At 70.5% G+C, this 19,210-nt stretch carries 11 protein-coding genes and 1 pseudogene; 6 read left to right on the forward strand and 6 right to left on the reverse strand.

Features of this window, described 5'->3' with window-relative positions; all coding sequences use genetic code 11:
• The first annotated feature begins 26 nt into the window (after positions 1-26).
• The 4 genes from ACYVMZ_RS06970 to ACYVMZ_RS06985 all read left to right on the forward strand — a co-directional run bounded on the left by ACYVMZ_RS06970 (position 27) and on the right by ACYVMZ_RS06985 (position 6,913).
• Complete coding sequence (locus tag ACYVMZ_RS06970) at positions 27-1,520, forward strand: CoA-acylating methylmalonate-semialdehyde dehydrogenase (protein ID WP_461076644.1); 1,494 nt, start codon at positions 27-29, stop codon at positions 1,518-1,520.
• A 27-nt stretch (positions 1,521-1,547) separates the two neighbouring features.
• Complete coding sequence (locus tag ACYVMZ_RS06975; RefSeq protein WP_461076646.1) at positions 1,548-2,333, forward strand: GntR family transcriptional regulator; 786 nt, start codon at positions 1,548-1,550, stop codon at positions 2,331-2,333.
• Between the two features lie 120 nt (positions 2,334-2,453).
• A complete protein-coding gene (galE, locus tag ACYVMZ_RS06980; RefSeq protein WP_461076648.1) occupies positions 2,454-3,509 on the forward strand; it encodes a UDP-glucose 4-epimerase GalE in 1,056 nt (351 codons plus the stop codon).
• Positions 3,510-3,778: 269 nt separating this feature from the next.
• Positions 3,779-6,913 carry a putative bifunctional diguanylate cyclase/phosphodiesterase gene (locus ACYVMZ_RS06985; RefSeq protein ID WP_461076650.1) on the forward strand — a complete coding sequence of 1,045 codons (3,135 nt, stop codon included), beginning with the start codon at positions 3,779-3,781 and terminating at the stop codon, positions 6,911-6,913.
• A 184-nt stretch (positions 6,914-7,097) separates the two neighbouring features.
• Here the strand turns inward: ACYVMZ_RS06985 and ACYVMZ_RS06990 are convergent, their stop codons facing one another.
• The 3 genes from ACYVMZ_RS06990 to ACYVMZ_RS07000 form a co-directional block, all read right to left on the reverse strand.
• Positions 7,098-7,901, reverse strand: a complete 804-nt coding sequence (locus ACYVMZ_RS06990; protein ID WP_461076652.1) for a leucyl/phenylalanyl-tRNA--protein transferase — start codon at positions 7,899-7,901, stop codon at positions 7,098-7,100.
• A complete protein-coding gene (locus tag ACYVMZ_RS06995; protein WP_461076654.1) occupies positions 7,895-11,170 on the reverse strand; it encodes an amino acid adenylation domain-containing protein in 3,276 nt (1,091 codons plus the stop codon). The genes ACYVMZ_RS06990 and ACYVMZ_RS06995 overlap by 7 nt, the downstream gene beginning before the upstream one ends.
• A 78-nt stretch (positions 11,171-11,248) precedes the next feature.
• Positions 11,249-14,428: a putative bifunctional diguanylate cyclase/phosphodiesterase gene (locus ACYVMZ_RS07000; RefSeq protein ID WP_461076656.1), complete on the reverse strand. Its 3,180-nt coding sequence runs from the start codon at positions 14,426-14,428 to the stop codon at positions 11,249-11,251.
• A gap of 670 nt (positions 14,429-15,098) precedes the next feature.
• On the opposite strand from ACYVMZ_RS07000, the gene ACYVMZ_RS07005 reads away from it, so the two are divergent.
• On the forward strand, positions 15,099-15,443 hold the full coding sequence (locus tag ACYVMZ_RS07005) for a hypothetical protein (RefSeq protein WP_461076658.1): 345 nt from the start codon (positions 15,099-15,101) through the stop codon (positions 15,441-15,443).
• Positions 15,444-15,528: 85 nt separating this feature from the next.
• Here the strand turns inward: ACYVMZ_RS07005 and ACYVMZ_RS07010 are convergent.
• Positions 15,529-15,861, reverse strand: a pseudogene (locus ACYVMZ_RS07010) (glycoside hydrolase family 15 protein); the annotation flags it as partial.
• Positions 15,862-16,593: 732 nt separating this feature from the next.
• Here ACYVMZ_RS07010 and ACYVMZ_RS07015 point away from each other — a divergent pair.
• Positions 16,594-17,310 (forward strand): TetR/AcrR family transcriptional regulator, encoded by a 717-nt coding sequence (locus ACYVMZ_RS07015; RefSeq protein ID WP_461076660.1) that lies wholly within the window; start codon positions 16,594-16,596, stop codon positions 17,308-17,310.
• Between the two features lie 16 nt (positions 17,311-17,326).
• Here the strand turns inward: ACYVMZ_RS07015 and ACYVMZ_RS07020 are convergent, their stop codons facing one another.
• Both ACYVMZ_RS07020 and ACYVMZ_RS07025 read right to left on the reverse strand, forming a co-directional pair.
• A complete protein-coding gene (locus tag ACYVMZ_RS07020) occupies positions 17,327-18,136 on the reverse strand; it encodes a DUF427 domain-containing protein (RefSeq protein WP_461076662.1) in 810 nt (269 codons plus the stop codon).
• An 80-nt stretch (positions 18,137-18,216) separates the two neighbouring features.
• Positions 18,217-19,200 carry an aldo/keto reductase gene (locus ACYVMZ_RS07025; protein WP_461076664.1) on the reverse strand — a complete coding sequence of 328 codons (984 nt, stop codon included), beginning with the start codon at positions 19,198-19,200 and terminating at the stop codon, positions 18,217-18,219.
• Positions 19,201-19,210 lie beyond the last annotated feature (10 nt).

The raw sequence follows: 19,210 nt of genomic DNA on the forward strand, positions 1-19,210 counted from the left end.
CCGCTCACGAAAGGCCCTTCACCCTCATGAAGACCATCAACCACTGGATCGGCGGCAAGCCCGTCGAGGGCACCTCCGGCCGCTTCGGCCCGGTCTACAACCCGGCCACCGGCGCCCAGGAGAAGCAGGTCGCGTTCGCCACCGTCGACGAGGTGGACGCGGCCGTCGCCGCCGCCAAGGACGCCTTCGTCAGCTGGGGCAGCTCCTCGCTCGCCAAGCGCACGGCGATCCTGTTCAAGTACCGCGAGCTGCTGGACGCCCACCGCGACGAGATCGCCGAGCTGATCACCGCCGAGCACGGCAAGGTGCACTCCGACGCGCTCGGCGAGGTCGCGCGCGGCATGGAGATCGTGGAGCTGGCCTGCGGGATCAGCGTCCAGCTCAAGGGCGAGCTGTCCACCCAGGTCTCCACCCGGGTCGACGTCGCCTCGATCCGGCAGCCGCTCGGCGTGGTCGCCGGCATCACGCCGTTCAACTTCCCGGCGATGGTGCCGATGTGGATGTTCCCGCTGGCCATCGCGTGCGGCAACACCTTCGTCCTCAAGCCCAGCGAGAAGGACCCGTCGGCCTCCTACCGCCTCGCCGAACTGGCCGCCGAGGCGGGCCTGCCCGACGGCGTCCTGAACATCGTGCAGGGCGACAAGACGGCCGTGGACCGCATCCTGGAGCACCCGGACATCGAGGCGGTCTCCTTCGTCGGCTCGACCCCGATCGCCAAGTACATCCAGCTCAAGGCGGTCGAGCACGGCAAGCGCGTCCAGGCCCTGGGCGGCGCCAAGAACCACATGCTGGTCCTGCCCGACGCCGACCTGGACTTCGCCGCCGACCAGGCGATCAACGCGGCGTACGGCTCGGCGGGCGAGCGCTGCATGGCCGTGTCGGTCGTGGTCGCGGTCGGAGACACGGGCGACGAACTGGTCGGCAAGATCGCCGAGCGCGTGAAGAACCTCCGCATCGGCCCCGGCGACGACCCGGCGAGCGAGATGGGCCCGCTGATCACGCGCGAGCACCGCGACAAGGTGGCGTCGTACGTGACGAGCGCGGCGGAGCAGGGCGCCGAGGTCGTGGTCGACGGCACCGGCTACACGGTCGAGGGTCACGAGAACGGCTTCTTCCTCGGCGTCTCGCTGCTCGACAAGGTGCCGCTGACGGCGGACGCGTACCAGGACGAGATCTTCGGCCCCGTCCTGTGCGTCGTACGCGCGGACACCTACGACGACGCCATCAAGCTGATCAACGACTCCCGCTGGGGCAACGGCACCGCCATCTTCACCCGCGACGGCGGCGCCGCCCGCCGCTTCCAGATGGAGGTCAAGGCGGGCATGGTCGGCGTCAACGTGCCGATCCCGGTGCCCGTCGGCTACCACTCCTTCGGCGGCTGGAAGGACTCCCTCTTCGGCGACCTGCACATCTACGGCAACGACGGCATCGCCTTCTACACCCAGGGCAAGGTCATCACCACGCGCTGGCCGGACCCGGCCGACGCGGGCATCAACCTCGGTTTCCCGAGCAACTCCTGACCGACTGTCCGACTGGGAGGTACGTCCATGGCGAAGACCGGTGACCCCGCACGTGCCGGGACCGCCCCCGCGCTCAGCACGCTGGACTTCGCCCTGGACCGGGGCAGTCCGGTGCCGCTGTACTACCAGCTCGCCCAGCAGCTGGAGGCGGCGATCGAGCACGGCGTCCTCGCCCCGGGCAACCTCCTGGGCAACGAGGTCGACCTCTCCGTACGCCTCGGCCTGTCCCGCCCGACCGTCCGCCAGGCCATCCAGTCCCTGGTCGACAAGGGGCTGCTGGTCCGGCGGCGCGGGGTGGGCACGCAGGTCGTGCACAGCCAGGTCAAGCGCCCGCTGGAGCTGAGCAGCCTCTACGACGACCTGGAGGCGGCCGGGCAGGGCCCGACCACCCAGGTCGTCCGCAACGAGACCGTCCCCGCGTCGGCCGACGTCGCGGCCGCCCTCGGTGTCGCGGAGGGCGGCGAGGTCGCCCTCCTGGAGCGGCTGCGCTGCACCCACGGCCAGCCGGTCGCCCTGCTGTGCAACTACCTGCCGGCGGGTCTGCTGGACCTCGACAGCGCCCGGCTGGAATCGACCGGCCTGTACCGGATGCTGCGCTCCGCCGGAATCACCCTGCACAGCGCCCGCCAGACCATCGGCGCCCGCTCGGCCACCGCCGAGGAGGCCGTCCGCCTCGACGAGAAGGAGGGCGCCGCACTGCTCACCATGCAGCGCACGGCGTACGACGACACCGGGCGGCCGGTGGAGTACGGGACGCACATCTACCGGGCGTCCCGGTATGCGTTCGACTTCCAGCTCCTGGTCAGGCCTTGACGCTCTCCGCGCCGGCGTGCGGCGGGCGCGGTGGTGCCACGGTTCCCCGTTGACTCCTGGGCACCAGGGGAGCACAGTCGTATGTATACGACGTAAGCATACGACGGCGGGGACGGGTCCGTGAGCGCACCGACAACAGTCCTGATCACCGGCGGAGCCGGCTTCATCGGCAGCCACGCGTGCGTCGAACTGCTCGACCACGGTTACGAGTTGATCGTCGTCGACGACTACTCCAACAGCACGCCACAGGTCTTGGCCCGGGTGGAACGGGTCGCCGGCCGCTTCGCCGGAACCGTCTACGAGCTGGACATCCGTGACCGGCAGGCCCTCTCGGCCGTCTTCGACCGGCACACGGTGGACGCGGTGATGCACTTCGCCTCCCTCAAGTCCGTGAGCAGATCGACGACCATGCCCGTCGAGTACTACGACACGAACGTGGGCGGCATGACGGCCCTGCTGCGGACCATGCACGAGCACGCAGTGCACCAGCTCGTGTACTCCTCGTCCTGCTCCGTCTACGGCGACGCGGGCGCCGGCCCCCTCGACGAGTCCACCCCCGCCCGGCCCACCAATCCCTACGCGGCCTCCAAGTGGGCCTGTGAGCAGATCCTCGCCGACGTCTGCCGTCGGCGGCCCGAGTACACCGTGCTGTGCCTGCGGCACTTCAACCCGGTCGGAGCCCACCCCAGCGGACTGCTCGGGGAGGACCCGCGCGGCACGCCCGACAATCTGATGCCGTACCTGGCGCAGGTGGCCATCGGCAGGCGGGAACGGCTGAGCGTGTACGGCGGGGACTACCCCACACCGGACGGGACCGCGATCCGCGACTACCTCCATGTCATGGACACCGTCGAGGCACACCGCGTCGCCCTCGACCACTTGGCCGACGCCCCCGGCATGCACGTGTACAACCTCGGACTCGGCTACGGAAGTTCGGTCCTCGACGTCGTCGGCGCGTTCTCCCGGACCTGCGGCAGATCCATTCCGTACGAGATCGCGCCCCGCCGCCCCGGCGACGTCGCCGAACTCGTCGCCGACTCGTCCGCCTTGCGGCGCGCCTGGGGCTGGCGGCCGCTGCGGGATCTCACCGACATGTGCCGGGACGCCTGGCGCTTCCAGCGGCTCAACCCGCACGGCTACGCGGACTCCGCCCGGCGGCCGACGAAGGCGCAGTAGCACCACCGTACGGCCCCCGGCCGTCGGCGCGAGACCCGTACGGCGGGCCGTCACCGGTGCCCGCCGGGGGCTGAACCGCGCCCGCGCGCCCCGCTTCCGCGCCTGCCGGGCAGGCGGCATGTCGTCCCGCCTGCCGGGCAGGCGGGACGACATGCGGCGCGGCGCCAGTCATGCCTACGATCGGTAGAGGAAGCCCAAGTCGGCGCGTACCGCGCATTTCGGTCTCCACCGATTCGGGGTGCTTGCCCTTGTTGCCGGCCCACCGACTGATGGCCGCCCACATTGCGCTGGTCGGGGCCATCACCGCCGCGTACATGACCGTACCGGACCTGCGTGCGCCGTTGTGGGCCGTCATCGGTCTTGCGGGCGTGGTCGCCGTCCTGACGGGTGTCCATGTCCATCGGTCGGCGCACCGCTGGCCGTGGTGGGTGCTCGCCGCCGGGCTGCTGGCCTTCGCCGCGGGTGGCACCTACTACAACGTGCAGGACACTCACTTCCACGCGTCCAACCCGTTCCCCTCCCCGGCCGCCGCCAGCTACCTAGCCGCGTACGCCCTCCTCATCGCGGGGCTGTTCGGCCTGGTGCGCTACCGCTGGGCGGGCCGCGATCTGTCCAGCCTGCTCGACGCTCTGATCATCACGGCCGGACTCGCCCTGCCGGTGTGGGTCTATCTCGTGCAGCCGCTGGCCCGGCTCGAGGGCCTCACCTGGCAGCAGCGCGCGATCAGCATCGCCTACCCGCTGGGGGATGTCCTGGTGCTGGCGATGCTGGTCCGTCTCCTCGCTCCCAGCCCCGCATCCGGGCCCAACCGCGCCGTGCAGCTGCTCGTCCTGGGCACGGGCACGCTGCTCTGCTTCGACATCGCCTACGGAATCCTGCGGCTCAACGAGATGGGGCAGGGGGGCACGCTCCTGGACTCCGGCTGGATCGTCTTCTGCACGGCCTGGGGGCTGGCCGCGCTGCACCCCTCCATGGCGGAGCTGACCGCGTCGGAGTCCCAGTCGCAGTCCCTGCTTCCGCCCTGGCGTCGGCTCCTGCTGCTCGCGGCGGCCACACTGATCCCGCCCGCGGTGCTGGTCCACGAGGAGAGCGTAGGGCGCGTGCACGACGCGACGGCGCTCGCGGTGTCCTCCGGTGTGCTGTTCGTGCTGGTGATCCTGCGGCTCGCGGTGATGGTCGCGGCGCACCGCAAGGCCGTGGCGCGGGAACAGGCACTGCGCACGGCGGCCGCGTCCCTGGTGGGGGCGTTCTGGCCGGAGGAGGTCGCACAGGCCTGCGACGTGGCGGTCACCGCGCTGTTCGGACCGAAGGTCCGGCACGCGACCCTGGTCCTGTCGGCTCAGGACGCGCAGGACCTGTACGCGCGTCTGGACGGTGATGAGGCCGCACAGAGCGGGCCGGGCGGCCTCGCCCGGCAGCGCACCCCGATGGTGCCCGTCGCCTCGCTCGCGCCGGACATCGCCGCACAGCTCGCTGACCTGCCGACCGCCCTGGTGTGCCCCATGGTGCAGCCCGACCGTCCGGCCGGCGGCAAGCCGTCGGGCGTGCTGCTGGCGGCCGGCCCCGAGCGAAGACTCGCCGAGATGCGCGGCTCGCTCGAGATCCTGGCTTCTCACGCGGGGCTGGCGGCGGAACGCATCGCGCTGCGGCGGGAGGTCACCCGCAAGGAGAGCGAGGCATACTTCCGCACCCTGGTGCACAACGCCTCGGACGTCATCCTCGTCGTCGACGACGACACGACCGTCCGTTACGCCAGTCCGTCCGCGCGCGCCGTGTTCGGCAGCGCCGATCTGATCGGGACCGAACTGCAGGCACTGGTGGACCCCCAAGAGCGCGACCGGGTGATTCGCACCCTGACGAGCCTGCTGCACGACGGACGGCAGGAAGCGCACGACCACTGGTGGGTGGCACGGGACCCGGATCGCATCGAGGTGGAGGTGCGCTGTCGTGACCTGCGGCAGGACCGGACTGTAGGCGGTCTGGTCATCACCCTGCGGGACGTCACCGAGCAGCGTCGGCTGGAGCACGAGCTCACGCAGCGCGCCTTCCACGACTCCCTGACCGGTCTGCCCAACCGGACGCTGCTGCTGGAGCGGACCGAGCGCGCGCTGCTGCGTGGCCGGCGTGAGGCGGCGGTCACGTGCCTGCTCTTCATCGACCTGGACGACTTCAAGATCGTGAACGACACGCTCGGGCACACGGTCGGCGACCGGCTGCTGTGCGCCGTGGCGGCGCGCCTGTCGGGGACACTGCGCCGGACCGACACGGCGGCGCGGCTCGGCGGCGACGAGTTCGCCGTGCTGATGGAGGACGCCAAGCAGCCACTCGACGCCGAGCTGCTGGCCGCTCAGGTGATCCAGATGCTGAGCCGGCCCTTCCAGGTGTCGCAGGAGTCGGTGAGCGTCTCCGCCAGCGTGGGCGTGGCCACGGCCCGGGACACCACGGACGCCGAGGAACTCCTGGCGCTCGCCGATCTGGCGCTGTATGCCGCCAAGGCCGCCGGGAAGCGGCAATGGCGCCGATTCCAGCCCCAGCAGCGCGTGCGGATGGTCGAGCGCCACGACCTCCGGGCGCAGATGGTCGGAGCGATCTCCAGAGGAGAGTTCGCCCTGCGCTACCAGCCGGTCGTGGACATCACCGCGGGCGAGGTGGTGGGTTTCGAGGCACTGGTCCGCTGGCCGCGCATGCCCACCGGACCGGTCCCCCCGGGGCAGTTCATCCCGCTGGCCGAGGAGTCCGGGCACATCTCGATGCTGGGCGCCTGGGTGCTGCACCATGCCACGGCCGACATCGCCCGGCTGCAGCGCCGCGTCGGTCTGTCCGCGCCGCCGTACCTCAGCGTGAACGTGTCCGCCCGGCAGTGGCGGGACATGAGCTTCCTCGACGAGGTCTGCAGGGCCGTCGACACCGCCGGTCTGGTCCCGGGCACACTGCAGCTGGAACTCACCGAGTCGGTGCTCATGCAGCGGACCGATCAGATCGACGCGCTCATCCAGGGGCTGAAGGATGTCGGCGTGCGCATCGCGATCGACGACTTCGGCACCGGCTACGCCTCACTGCGCTATCTCCGGGACTTCCCTATCGACGTACTGAAGATCGACAAGACGTTCATCGACGACGTCCAGCGGGACTCCCAGCACATGGCCCTGGTCGAGGGCATCGTCCGCCTGGCCGACACGCTCGGGCTCCAGGTGATCGCCGAGGGTGTCGAGGAGCAGGAACAGCGGGATCTGCTGGCGAGCATCGGCTGCCGGTTCGGACAGGGCTACCTGTTCGCCCGGCCGATGACGGTGGAGGAGGGGGAGCTCGTCCTGCGCCACGCGGCCCGTCGCCGTACCGAACGGGCTCCTTACCCGTACACCCGTCCCCAGGACCGCCGCCGTCCCTCCGACGACGGTGCCTGAGCGCAAGGCGTTCGTCCGAGGATCCTTGCACGGTGAGCGGCCCGGACGCCCATGGTGCATGGACCCCTGAGCCCCATGCCCGTGGCACACGCCCGCGACAGGCACCGCACGAAGGCGGCGTGCCTGGTCGCCAACGACCGTGGTGCGGCCGCGTCCGGCGACGAGCGGCAACGCGAGGACGGGGTCAGTGCGATTCCGCCCGCAGGGCGAGACGGCGGGCCGGCAAGGTGGCGGTGGGCATCGGAAGACTGTCGCGCGCGGTGCGGCGCAGGTGTCGCATGTACTGCTCTCGCGGTATGAGAATGCCGCCGAGGCTGCGGACGTGCGGGCTGTCCCGCTGCGCGTCGAGCAACTCGCCGCCGGCCTGTGCGAAGCGCGCCGCGAGGTCGCTCACCGCGACCCTCGAGGCGCCGGGGCGGTGGAAGAACATCGAGTCCATGCTGAAGACCGATCCGACCTGGACACCGAAGACGCCGCCGACCAGCTCGCCGTCCTCCCAGACCTCGACGCTATGGGCATGACCCAGATCATGGAGGCGGATCAGGCCGGCGATCAGCTCGTCGGTGAGCCACAAAGGGGTGCGGCCGGTACGGCATTCGCGGACGACCTGCTCGAAGCGCCGGTCCAGGCTGGTCGACCACGGCAGCCGGTTGCGCAGCCGCCGGGCGAGGCTCCGGCTGAGGTGCGCGGCCGTGACGGGCAGCACCGGCCTGGGGTCGGGCGACCACCAGGAGACGGCGTAGGGATCGGCCGCTTCCTCCCCCGCGTCCTCGCCCACGAACCGGATGCGGCCTTCCTGGACCTGATCGGCGAAGAGCGCCTCGTTGAAGGCGCGGGTGTACTCGTCGGACGCCGGGAAGGGATAGACGCCGGCGCGGTACGCCGCCAGGAGGCTGTCGGGAGAGAGGTCGGCGCAGAAGGCCACCGGACCGTCGGGGGACGCTTCCAGCACGTCCAGCGCCTCCCAGCCACGGCACCGGCTCACCATCGTGCCGCTCCCCGCCCGCCGCTCTTGACCGGCCGGACGTAGTCGGACCGCTGGAGGAAGTCGATGGAGCGGTCCATCATCTCCGCGTCCACCGGCGGAATGTCGATCCCGGCGTCCCTCAGCGCCCGCTCGGCGTTGGTGCGGGTGAACTCCGGGAACACGCCCTGGAAGTACATCTCGCTCACGGTGATGTCGGCGTGGCGGCACCGGTCGACGAAGAGCGGGACGAACGGGGTCAGCGGGTCGGAGGGGTGTCCGGCCGCGTACTTCACCACGGCGGCGGTCCACTCGGGGTAGGGGATCTCCCGGACCGGGTAACCCCGCTGACGCAGGCGCTCGGCGAGCGAACCCAGAAGCGTGGGACGGGGGTTGGTGAGGTGGTAGACCTCGCCGCGAGCGGGAAGACGGGTGGAGACGTGTCCGATCGCCCGGGTGAGAAGGTCGGCCGGCAGCAGGTCCAGCGACAGCCGGATGTCGGGGCACAGCCCGGTCCGCGCGATGAACCCGAAAAGGGCGGCCATCTCGCTGCCGGTGTTCATCACGCCGGTTCCGCTGCTGCCCGTGACGTCCATCAGGCGGTAGACGACGACCGGCAGGCCCGCCTCGGACGCCTTCTTCAGCAGCGCCTCGCCGACCCATTTGGTCTCCACGTACCCCACCGACAGATACTCAGGAAAGCGAAGCGGCGTGTGCTCCGTCACCTGGCGCACCCCGGCCGGCCCGAATCCGGCGAGCACCGCCATGCTGGAGGTGAAGTGGACGGGGACGGCCCGGCGGGCAGCGAGGCGGATGATCTCGTATGTTCCGTCGACGTTGGCCGCACGCAACTCGTGGTACGGGTAGATGAAGTTGACCTGGCCGCCGAAGTGGTAGATGGCGTCGATGGTCGACCCCAGCTCCTCGAACCGGCCGGGAGGCAGCCCCAGTCCGGGCCTGGCCAGGTCGCCGACGACCGGCTGGATGCGCGCGCTGGACAGCTCGCTGAGGACGTACCGCTGGTGGCTGGCGCGGATCCGCTCCATGGCGTGCTGCTCGTCGGAGGCTCTGACCAGGCAGAGGATCCGTCCCGTCGTCCTGCGCAGCAGCTCGTCGATCATGTGCGCGCCGCAGAACCCCGTCGCCCCGGTGAGGAGTACGTCGCCGGGGTGCCGGGGGTGCAGAGCCGGCGCGTCACGGCCTACCGCCGGCACGCGCCGGTCGGTCTCGGCGGCGAAGTCGACACTCCCGCCCTCCGGGTGGGCCAGTGTGCCGGCGCGTGCCTGGCGCACGGATTCGGCGAACGCGGCGAGCGTCGGCTGCCGCAGCAGTGAACGGGTCAGGTCACGGATCTGTGTGATGCCGATGCCGTAGATGACGCGGGTCCGGGCAAGCATCTCCATGGCCAGCAGCGAGTTGCCGCCCAATTCGAAGAAGTCGTCCTCCGGACGGACGTGGTCCACGTCCAGGATCTGGCCCCACAACTGGGCCATCCCATGCTGCACCGGACGGTCGTCGGCGGCGGCCGTCCTCGCCGGCGTCCTGACTTCCGGCACGGCCCTGCGGTCGAGCTTTCCGCTGGGTGTGACGGGCAGCCGCTCCACCGCGTGGAAGGCTGCCGGGATCATGTAGCCCGGCAGGATCTCGGCGAGTGCCGACCGCAGCCGTGTGCGCAGCGCCGCCTCTCCCCCGGTCGGGGGTGCCGTCGGCGTGTAGTACGCGATGAGGTCCCGGTCGCCTCTGTCGCGCGCCCGGGCCACGACCATCGCCTGGCCGATCTCCGGGTGGGAGACGAGCGCGGCCTCGACCTCGGCCGGGTCGACCCGAAACCCGCGGATCTTGATCTGGTCGTCGATCCGGCCCACGACTTCCAGGTTGCCGTCCGAGCGCCAGCGGCCCAGGTCCCCGGTGCGATACATCCGGTCCCCCGGCGCAGAGCCATGCGGGTCGGGCAGGAACTGCTGTGCGGTCAGGGCGGGGTGCCGCCAGACACCGCGCGCCAGCCCCGGGCCGCCGATGTAGATCTCTCCGCGCTCGCCCGGCGCCACCGGGCGCAGGTCGGCGTCGAGCACGTGGACGCGATTGCCCTCCAGGGGCCTGCCGACCGGGGCGACGGCGGTGTCCGGCGCGGCAAGCACCTCCTCGTCGAGGTCGCAGAGCATGGACGTGATGGTCGTCTCGGTGAGCCCGTAGGCGTTGACGAGCCGCGCGCCGGGGATCCGGCGCAGAAGGGCGCGGCAGTCCTTCGCGGTGACGATCTCGCCGCCGACGATCACGAGCCTGAGCGACGCGAGGATCTCGCCCAGGTCCGCGACGGAGACGATCCGCTGCCAGTAGGCGGGGGTCAGGTCGGCGACGGTTATTGCCTGTTCCGGGAGGCGGTGCAGCAGGTCGGTGGGCGCCCACGTCCCTGTTCCCGCGAGGACGAGTGTCGCGCCGCTGATCAGTGTGGCGAAGATCTGCTCCAGGGAGGTGTCGAAGCCGAGTGCCGCGGCGTGCAGCACCCGGTCGCCCGGCCTCAGTTCGTACGTTCGGGCCACCGCGGTGAGGGAGTGGGCCAGCGACCCGTGAGTGATCATCACTCCCTTGGGGGGGCCGGTGGATCCGGATGTGTAGATGATGTAGGCGAGGTCCCCCGGCCGTGGCGCCGGTGCCGCCGCCGGTCCGTCCAGCGGCGCCTGCGTGGCCGGTTCCCCGGCGTGGACGATCCGAGCCTGGCACCCGGAGAACATGGCGGCGTGCTCGCGGCTCGAGAGGATGAGGCGTGAACCGGTCTCTGCGACCAGTGCGACCATCCGTTGCCGAGGAGTCGCCGGGTCGAGGGGCAGGAACGCGCCGCCGGAGCTCAGCACCGCCAGCAGCGCGACGATCAACTCGGGCACGCGGTCGAGGCACACGGTAACGACGGATTCCGCGTCGACCCCCGACTCCCGCAGCTCGCGGGCAAGCCGGTCGGCGTGGCCGGTCAGCTCGGCGTAGCTGAGCCGGCCCTCGTCCGAGAGCACCGCGAGAGCGGACGGCGCACGCCGCGCCCGCTCCCGGACCAGCTCCGGCACGGTGCCCGGCCCGCGTTCCGGGAGACGCCGCTCGCCGCGGACACTCGCGGGGCGCATGTCGGTCCACAGGCGATCGACCAGACTCCCGCACCACGCGGGGGACGCCGGTCCGCCGATCCTGTGCCACCCGGCTGGAATCCGATGATCGGCGGGCCAGATCGCGTACTGCTCCTCTTCGTTGCGCAGCACGACGCACAGCACAGCCGACTCCGGCGACGGGTGATCACATTGCGTCACCTTGGGTCTCCTGCCTCGCGCGGCGCCCTGCGGACGCGGAGCACGCCCTGCGCCCCGCACGGCAGAGGGCCGCCGCCATCACCGCTTCCCTGCCGGAGGCGCCCCGGGGACTCCGGCCAGGCGGCCGAGCGGCGGCGCGAGGACAAGGTGCTCCGCCTCGTCGGCGGTGACCGGCTCGGCGAAGAGGTACCCCTGGCCGAACCGGCAGCCCATGGAGATCAGCAACTCCTGCTGCCTCACGTCCTCCACTCCTTCGGCGATCACCGTCAGGCCGAGTGTGTCCGCGAGATGCGTGATGCCCTCGACCAAGGCGTACTGTTCGGGTGAGCGCCCGAGTTCATGGATGAACGACTTGTCGATCTTGAGTATGGAGATCGGGAACTCACGCAGATAGCTCAGCGACGAGTAGCCTGTTCCGAAATCGTCGATCGCGATACGGATCCCGAGATCGGTGAGCGAACTCATCTCAGCCAGGATACGTTCGTCGTTGTACATCAGCACACTCTCGGTCAGTTCCAGTACAAGAGACGACGGTTCGATGCCGGAGAGATCCAGGGCGCGCCGGATCACCTGATAGAACTCCTCGTCCCGGAACTGACGCGGCGACACATTCACGCTGACGTAAGGTTCGCTGCCCTTGGCCGTCCTGTCGCGTCGCAGGGAGCCCTGCCACCGGACGGCATCGGTCGCGGCCCGGTCAAGCACCCAGGCACCGAGCGGAACGATCTGGCCGCTCTCCTCGGCCAGCGTGATGAACTGTTCGGGCAGCACCATGCCGCGCGTGGAGTGGGGCCAGCGAACGAGCGCCTCGAAGCCGGTGATCCGACCGCTGGTCAGCTCCACGATGGGCTGGTAGAGCACCATGAACGACGTCTCGATCGACGAACTGTCCAGTCCCTCCTGCAACGTGGCACGCTCGGCCATGCCCCTCTGCAGGTCCGGGTGGTAGCGGCGCCACTGGCGCTTGCCCGCGGTCTTCGCCGCGTACAGCGCGAGATCGGCGTGGGTCAGCAGTTCGACCGAGTCGATACTGTCCTCCGTCGTGGCGACGCCGATGCTGGCGTACGTGCTCACCGGCCCCACACTGAGCCGGAACGGCTCGGCGAACACGCCCATCACGTGCTCGGTGAACCGCTCCACACCCGTCGGCGATACGGAGCCCTCCACCAGCAGTGCGAACTCGTCGCCGCCGATGCGCGCCGCGGTGTCGGAGGCACGGACGGCGGTCTGCAGGCGGAGCGACAGGGCGACCAGGAGTTCGTCGCCCACGCTGTGGCCGTGCATGTCGTTGACGACCTTGAAGTCGTCCACGTCGATGAAGAGCACGCCGACCACCGTGCCGTCGCGCTGAGCCTGCACCAGGGCGTGGCTGACCCGGTCCTGGAAGAGCACGCGGTTGGCCAGGCCGGTCAGCGAGTCGTGGAACGCCTGGTGAGTGAGCTCGCGTTCGAGCTTGCGCTGTTCGGTCACGTCCCGCAGGGTGAGCACCACCCCACCGACGGTCGCCTCCTCGCGCAGGTCGCTCCACCTCACCTCGACCTCGATGGACGACCGGTCGGCGCGGATCATGCGCCAGTGCTCGCGCCTGCTCTGGTACTCGCCGCTCCGTATCCGGCCGAGTGTCTCGACCACCGCGCGGCTGTCCTCCGGCGGCACCAGATCGATGAGGTGGGTGCCCTCCAGACCCGGAACGCCGAGCACCTGGGCGGCGGACGGGCTGGCGTAACGGACCCGGTTGTCGTCGTCGAGGATGAGGATGACGTCGGAGGCGTTCTGCACCAGCGTGCGGAAGTACGCTTCGCTGTTGCGCTGGTTGACCTCCTGGGCGAGGGCGATCCGCGCCACGGCAAGTGCGGCCTGGGCGGCGAGAGTCGCCAGCGTGTCGTGGAGCACGAGCAGGTCCTGCTCGTCCCCGGCCACGATCAGCGCCCCGACCAGCGGTTCGCCCGAGGGATGATCCTGCGAGGTGAGCGGGCAGACGAGCGCGTGGCCGGTGCGGGTCGGCTCCTCGTCCAGGTCCCCCGTGAGGCAGGCGGCAAGAGCGGGCCCCACACCGTCGAGGGCCACCAGGCGGCTCTCGCCGGAGGCCATCAGTTCCCGGACGGCCGCGGTCCCCCGGGCGGACAGGGGCCCCCGTACACCGCCGTGATCCCCGTTCACCCACAGCGTGTTGTCCGGCACGGTGAGCAGCGCGGAACGCGGCGGGCCATGCGGCATGAGCTCCGTCACCGCCGTGTGGACGGCGGCGGCCACATCCCGCGGATCGCCCGCTCCGCCCAGCGACGACACCGCGATGCGCAGCACCTTCTCCCGACCGACCGCCTGCCGGTGGGTCGCCGCCACGCCCGCCAGGCGATAGAGCACGAGGACGAAGAGCACCGCGGAGAACACCCCGATCACGCCGATGTTGGTGCTCACGCCGCGCACCGCCGCCATCAGGAGGATGGCCGGCGCGATCAGCGACGCCAGGGTGAGCAGGCTCAGCCGGCCCATGCCGGTCTCGGCGCGCCATGCCGCCGGCCGGGTCAGCGAGCGCATGGACGGATGCAGCGCGGCGGCCGCCCAGGCGCCGTACAGCACGGCCCAACCGAGATCGACCGCGGTTCCCGTGCGCCAGGTTCCGTTCAGCTGTATCAGGCCGTAGGCCACGTCCGCGGTGAGCAGGCCGAGGGTGCCCACAGTGAGCAGCACGAGCGAGGGACTCTTGCCGCCACGGCCGGCGAGCAGGCGCAGCAGCATCGCCAGGACGAGGATGTCGCCGAGCGGATAGGCGATGGAGAACGCCTTCTGCACCCAGGTGAGACCGGCGACGCGGGCGTACGGCTCGATCAGGAAGAGCCACGACAGCAGTGCCAGGCCGACGGTCAGCGTCAGCGCGTCGACGAGGCTCGCGCGGTCGCGCCCACTCGTACGCCAGCGGACGAAGCCCTGCAGTCCGGCCGCATAGAGCGGATATGCCGCGAGATAGAAGCCGTCGGCGATCGACGGAAACGGGCTCTGCTCGTAGAACTGGAGGAGGATGATCTGGGCGGCCTGGCCCGCAGCGAAGGCGAGGTTTCCTGCGGCGAGCAACAGCCAGGGGAGTCGATGCGCGGGGTGGTTGAGAAAGACGCCCAGGATGATACCGGTGACACCGGTCGCTCCAATGGCGACGAAGATCAGCCGCTGTTCCGGAAATGTGTAGTAGAACGCGGTCAGCACGACGATGCATGTGCTGACCGCGGCCATCGCGGCCTGGCTGCGCAGTCGCGCATGCACCCCGATTCACCTCCGGAGGCCCACTGGTCGGGGAATGGAGCTGGGCGAGCGGCACCGGGCGACGGCGGAGAAGCCCGTGGAATCGGGCTGACAGGTTCTCGGGGCCGGGACTCGGTCCTGGTCGCCTGTGAACACGGTCGCCGATATACACGGTCGCCTGTATGCGCGGCGGTATGCGGCTCCTTCTCGCCGAGACATCGACGTGTCTTCATCCAGCTTACTCGGCTCGCCATTTCCCGCACGCGCACGGAGAGATACGGCGTCGCGTCGCGGGATGCGGCGCCTTGCGTGAAAATGGAGGACGTGGAGACCGGCCCGGCCACCCGGCCCGGTCCGGCGACGATCGGCTCCTGACGGAGCGTTGAGTTCCATGCTCTCCGATCACCGCCGGAACTTTTCTCCTGCAGGCGGTCTGCTCTGCTCCGCCGCGGCCTTCATTTCACGCCTTCGGCTGTCGATGCTCGGCGTCGGCGTCGCCACCACTGTCGCAACTCGGCGGTGAGTACTCCTCGCCGGCTCGGTCTCCGCCACACAGGCGTTCGCCACCGCGCTGATCGGCCCGCAGCTCTCCCGGCTGGTCGACCGTCATGGCCACCACGGACGTCACCGTCAGCACCAACAGGCCGAGTCGGGGGCGAACACGCGGCGCGTGCTGGTCAGCGTCTGCACGATGGCGGTGACGACCGAACCGCTGTTGTTCGCGCCGGGTCTCGCGGCGCTGACGGGGATGCTCTTCCTGGCGGGCATGTCCATCGCGCCGACCCTGATCATCACGATGGAGCTGGTGAGCCACCTGGCGCCGCCCGCCCAGCTCACCGGGAGCATCACCTGGATCGTCTCGGGCCTTTCCGACGGGGTGGCGCTGGCCTGCGCCAGGTCCGGGTGGGTGGTCGACGCGGCTGGTGCCTCGGCGGGCCACGGGGTGCCGTGCGAAGCGGCCCTGCTCGCCGCCTCGACGGTCTCTCTCCCTCCAGGGCTTGACCCGCACCGACGCGGGGTGACTCGGCGCAGTTGACGGGACTGCATTCCCGGCCATGCCGATGACCACAGCAGGTCGGCCGCTTGCTGCGGCAGTCCCAGACACGGCGCTTGGGAGGTGTTCACGCCCCTGACCGATCACCTTGAGGCGACGCGCATCGACGTCGATCCCACGCCTTCCGATCCCCGGGGCTGCGGGACAGTGCCGATGACACGGCGAACGCCGTCTCGACCAAGGTCAGGTGGCTGAACGCCTGAGGCGTGTTGCCCAGTTGGCGTCCGGTGTCCGGATCCCACTGCTCCGACAGCAGTCCGACGTCGTTGCGGGCGGCGAGGACCCGCTCGAAGGTCCGGCGGGCCTCACCGGTCTGCCCGGTGGCAGCGAGGGCCTCCGCGTACCACAGGGAACACGCGAGGAAGGCGCCTTCACGGCCGGGCAGACCGTCCACGTCGTGCACGCCCGCACCGCCTGGTGTTCTCCCCAGACGACATATCGCTCCATCGATGTGGACATGGGCGTACAGGTGGTGAGGGGGGTGATTCGTCCACCGCCGACCCGCTCCGACGGCGGCCGATACGAAGCCGCGGGTTCGCGGCAGCGAGGTCATCGCCCCTCTCAGGGCCTTCCCATTTCATACATGACAAGGCCGTTGGACGGCCCGAGCGGAACAAGGATCAGTTCCACCAGCAAGGCCTTCCACGCGTAGTAGGCGTTGACGAGCTTGTTCATGTAGACGTACGGAAAATGCCGCGCCACTTCCCAGTAGGGAATCTTTCGCCGGTGCGCCGCGTACACCAGTCATCTACCGCCCTCGATGCCTGTGGATCAGCCGCTTGAGACCTCCCCCCTGCTACCGCCATAAGGCCGACAATGGCGTAAATCGGCCATGACACGCCCGTGTGGGCCAAGGATCCGTCGTGTGTCATCGGTGACTCCCGGATACCGCGTCGATCATGCTGTTCGTCGAGCCGCCCAGAAATGGCCGAAGGCGTTCGGGGAGGCGCTTCTCAGGCGTCACCCCGCGTCCCGCATCGATCGACCGGGGAATCGCCGCGGCGCGGTCGGCACGGTCGGCACGGTCGCCGTATACGACACATGTTTATGTCGTATATGTACAGGTCCTGCGGCCCGTGTCGTATTGTCAAGTTCGCCAGCTCGCGATGTTCACCAGCGTGGAGGAGAAGCGATGGCCGACGGGGAACGACCGGCACGGCGCGCCAGCGACCGGGGGCGCTACGGGCGGCTGAGTCGTGAGCGGGTGATGGTGAGCGCGCTTGAGCTGGTGGACCGGGAGGGGCTGTCGGCGCTGAGCATGCGCCGCCTGGGTGCCGAGCTCGGTGTGGAGGCGATGGCGCTCTACCGGTACGCATCGAGCAAGGACGCGCTGCTGGACGGTTTGGTCGAAGCCCTCTACCTGCAACTGGAAGAACGCCTGACCGCCGAGGCCGAGGCGACCGCCACGGCCGAGGGACCCACATGGCGTGCCGAGCTCCACCGGATCGCCCGGGCGACGTACGACGTCTGCCTCGCCCATCCCCAGGCGGTGCCGCTGCTCGCCACGCGCATGCTGGCGGTGCCGCTGGCACGGCGACCGGCAGCCGTTCTCAGGGACCACGAGCGTGTACTCACCCTGCTGGGGCAGGCCGGGTTCGACGAGGCCACCGCCGCCGCCGTCTTCCGGGCCTTCACCGCCTGGCTGCTCGGCTACGTGTCCGTGGAACTGCGGCCCATGGTGGACAACCCCGACGAGCCCGATCCCGCCTTCCGCCTCGGTCTGCACCGCCTGTCGGCCCAGGAACTGCCGACGCTCCGGAAGACCGCCGCCTCACTCGTCGGGCAGGCTGGGCCCGACGGCCTGGCGGCCGGACTGGACGCCCTGCTCGACCGGTTCGCGCGGGGCTAGGGGAACAGCGAGACGGTCAGGCACGCCGTCTCAGCATCTCGCCGAAGGGCGTGACGGGGCGCTCCAGGCGTTCGCCGTCCACGGCGATGTCGACCGCCTCGTTGTAGAAGGCGACCCGGCCCTCGATCGCGGCCACCGCGGGCAGCGGCTCCGGGTAGCTCCACACGATGTCCGGCGGTACGTCGCCCGCGCCGCCCCAGGTCCAGTAGCGTGCCGTGCCCTTGTACGGGCATCCGGTGCTGTGGTCGGTGGGGACGAACAGGCCCAGGCGGACGTCCTCGCGGGGGAGGTAGTACCGGGTCGGCAGGCCGGTCTCGAAGAGCAGGACCGGGCTCCGGCTCTCCGCGACGACCGTGCCAGCGATCTCGACCCGCACATGACGGCTGCTCGGCAGCGCGTCCACGCGTTTGTGCGGGTCGCGGGGATGAACGAAGATCTCCTCCTCTTCCTCGTACCAGTGGTCGAGCCCGGTGTCGGCGCGCCGGAACCACTCGAAGGCGATGTACCCAGCCAGGTCGTCGGCGGGGAACGTCCAGGCCGCGTTCCACCGGACCTCGCCGCCGGCCTCGAGGTCGTAGAAGATCCGCGATCCCGTGTGCGTGCCGGTGGGCGGGTGCCGCGCCGGGCGAAGGAGGTCGGTACGGACCTCCTCGCGTGGGAAGGCGTACAGCGGTACCGGGACGCCGGGTTCCCAGACGAGGACCGGATGCCGGCTGTCGACGACGGTGACGTCGCCCGCGCGGCCGCGCACCCAGCGCTCGCTGGGCTCCCACAGGAGGCCTTCGGGAGTGGCCCGTATGGTGTGGGCGGCGGGGTGGGTGATCATGTCCGGCGCTCCCTCCGGGTGTCCGGGTCCCCCTCCACGATCCCACCGGCACCGGCCGCGGGCCGGACAGTCCGGCAGGCTCAGTGCACGGCGTCCAGCCGCGCCCGCTGCTCCGCCGACAGGTCCAGGTCCACCGCGGCCAGGCTCTCCTCCAGCTGGGCCACCGAGGACGCCCCCACCAACGGGATGATCGGCAGGTCGGCGCCGATCTGCCACGCCAGCACCACCTGGTTGACCGTCGCGCCGGTCTCCCGGGCCACCTCGCGCAGCACCTCCAGCCGGGCGGGGGTGCCCGGGTGGTCGAAGTCCGAGGGGAGTCGGCCGGGACGGGTGTAGGCGCCCTTCAGCAGCGGTGAGTAGGCGACCGGGGTGAGGCCGGGCTCGGCGCGCAGGTAGCTGAACAGTTCGGGACCGGCGTGGCCGAGGCTGCCGTCGGGGAACAGGGCGTCGGGCACATCGGTGCGGGGGCGCAGGTGGCTGTGGGCGTACTGGAGCACCTCGTAGCCGGGCAGTCCGGCCGCGGCGGCCGTCGCGCGGGCGCGCTCCACGCGCCAGACGGCGTGATTGCTCACGCCGAGCAGGCCGACCGTGCCCTCGGCGACCAGGGCGCCGAAACCCTCCACGGTCTCCTGGAGGGGCACGGTGTGGTCCTCGATGTGCGCGTAGAGGAGATCCAGGCGGTCCACGCCGAGCCGTTCCCGGCTGCGCTCGGCCGACTCGCGGATCACCTTCGCCGACAGGCCCTCCGCGTTGTCGAGGTAGCTGGTGCCGGGGGCCAGGGGGCGGGCGCCGAGCTTGGTGGCGATGACGATCTCGTCGCGGATGCCGCGGCTGCGGCGCCAGCGTCCGAGCAGTTCCTCGCTGTGGCCGCCCTGGCTGCCGTCGGTCCAGAAGGCGTAGTTGTCGGACGTGTCGACGAAGGTTCCGCCGGCCTCGACATAGCGGTCGAGCACGGCGAAGGAGGTCTTCTCGTCCGTCACCGACCCGAACAGCATCGCGCCGAGCGCGAGGGCGCTCACCTCGCGTCGGGTGTGCGGATCGGTGCCGATCGTGCGGTACTTCATGGTGTTCCCT

This window comes from Streptomyces deserti (assembly GCF_054782695.1).

Coding starts and splice junctions, on each gene's coding strand:
- ACYVMZ_RS06970 (WP_461076644.1), top strand. CDS start 27: ATGAAGACCATCAACCACTGGATCGGCGGCAAGCCCGTCGAGGGCACC.
- ACYVMZ_RS07025 (WP_461076664.1), bottom strand. CDS start 19,200: ATGAAGTACCGCACGATCGGCACCGATCCGCACACCCGACGCGAGGTG.
- ACYVMZ_RS07005 (WP_461076658.1), top strand. CDS start 15,099: ATGGCGGTGACGACCGAACCGCTGTTGTTCGCGCCGGGTCTCGCGGCG.
- ACYVMZ_RS07020 (WP_461076662.1), bottom strand. CDS start 18,136: ATGATCACCCACCCCGCCGCCCACACCATACGGGCCACTCCCGAAGGC.
- ACYVMZ_RS06990 (WP_461076652.1), bottom strand. CDS start 7,901: ATGGTGAGCCGGTGCCGTGGCTGGGAGGCGCTGGACGTGCTGGAAGCG.
- ACYVMZ_RS07015 (WP_461076660.1), top strand. CDS start 16,594: ATGGCCGACGGGGAACGACCGGCACGGCGCGCCAGCGACCGGGGGCGC.
- ACYVMZ_RS06975 (WP_461076646.1), top strand. CDS start 1,548: ATGGCGAAGACCGGTGACCCCGCACGTGCCGGGACCGCCCCCGCGCTC.
- ACYVMZ_RS06985 (WP_461076650.1), top strand. CDS start 3,779: ATGGCCGCCCACATTGCGCTGGTCGGGGCCATCACCGCCGCGTACATG.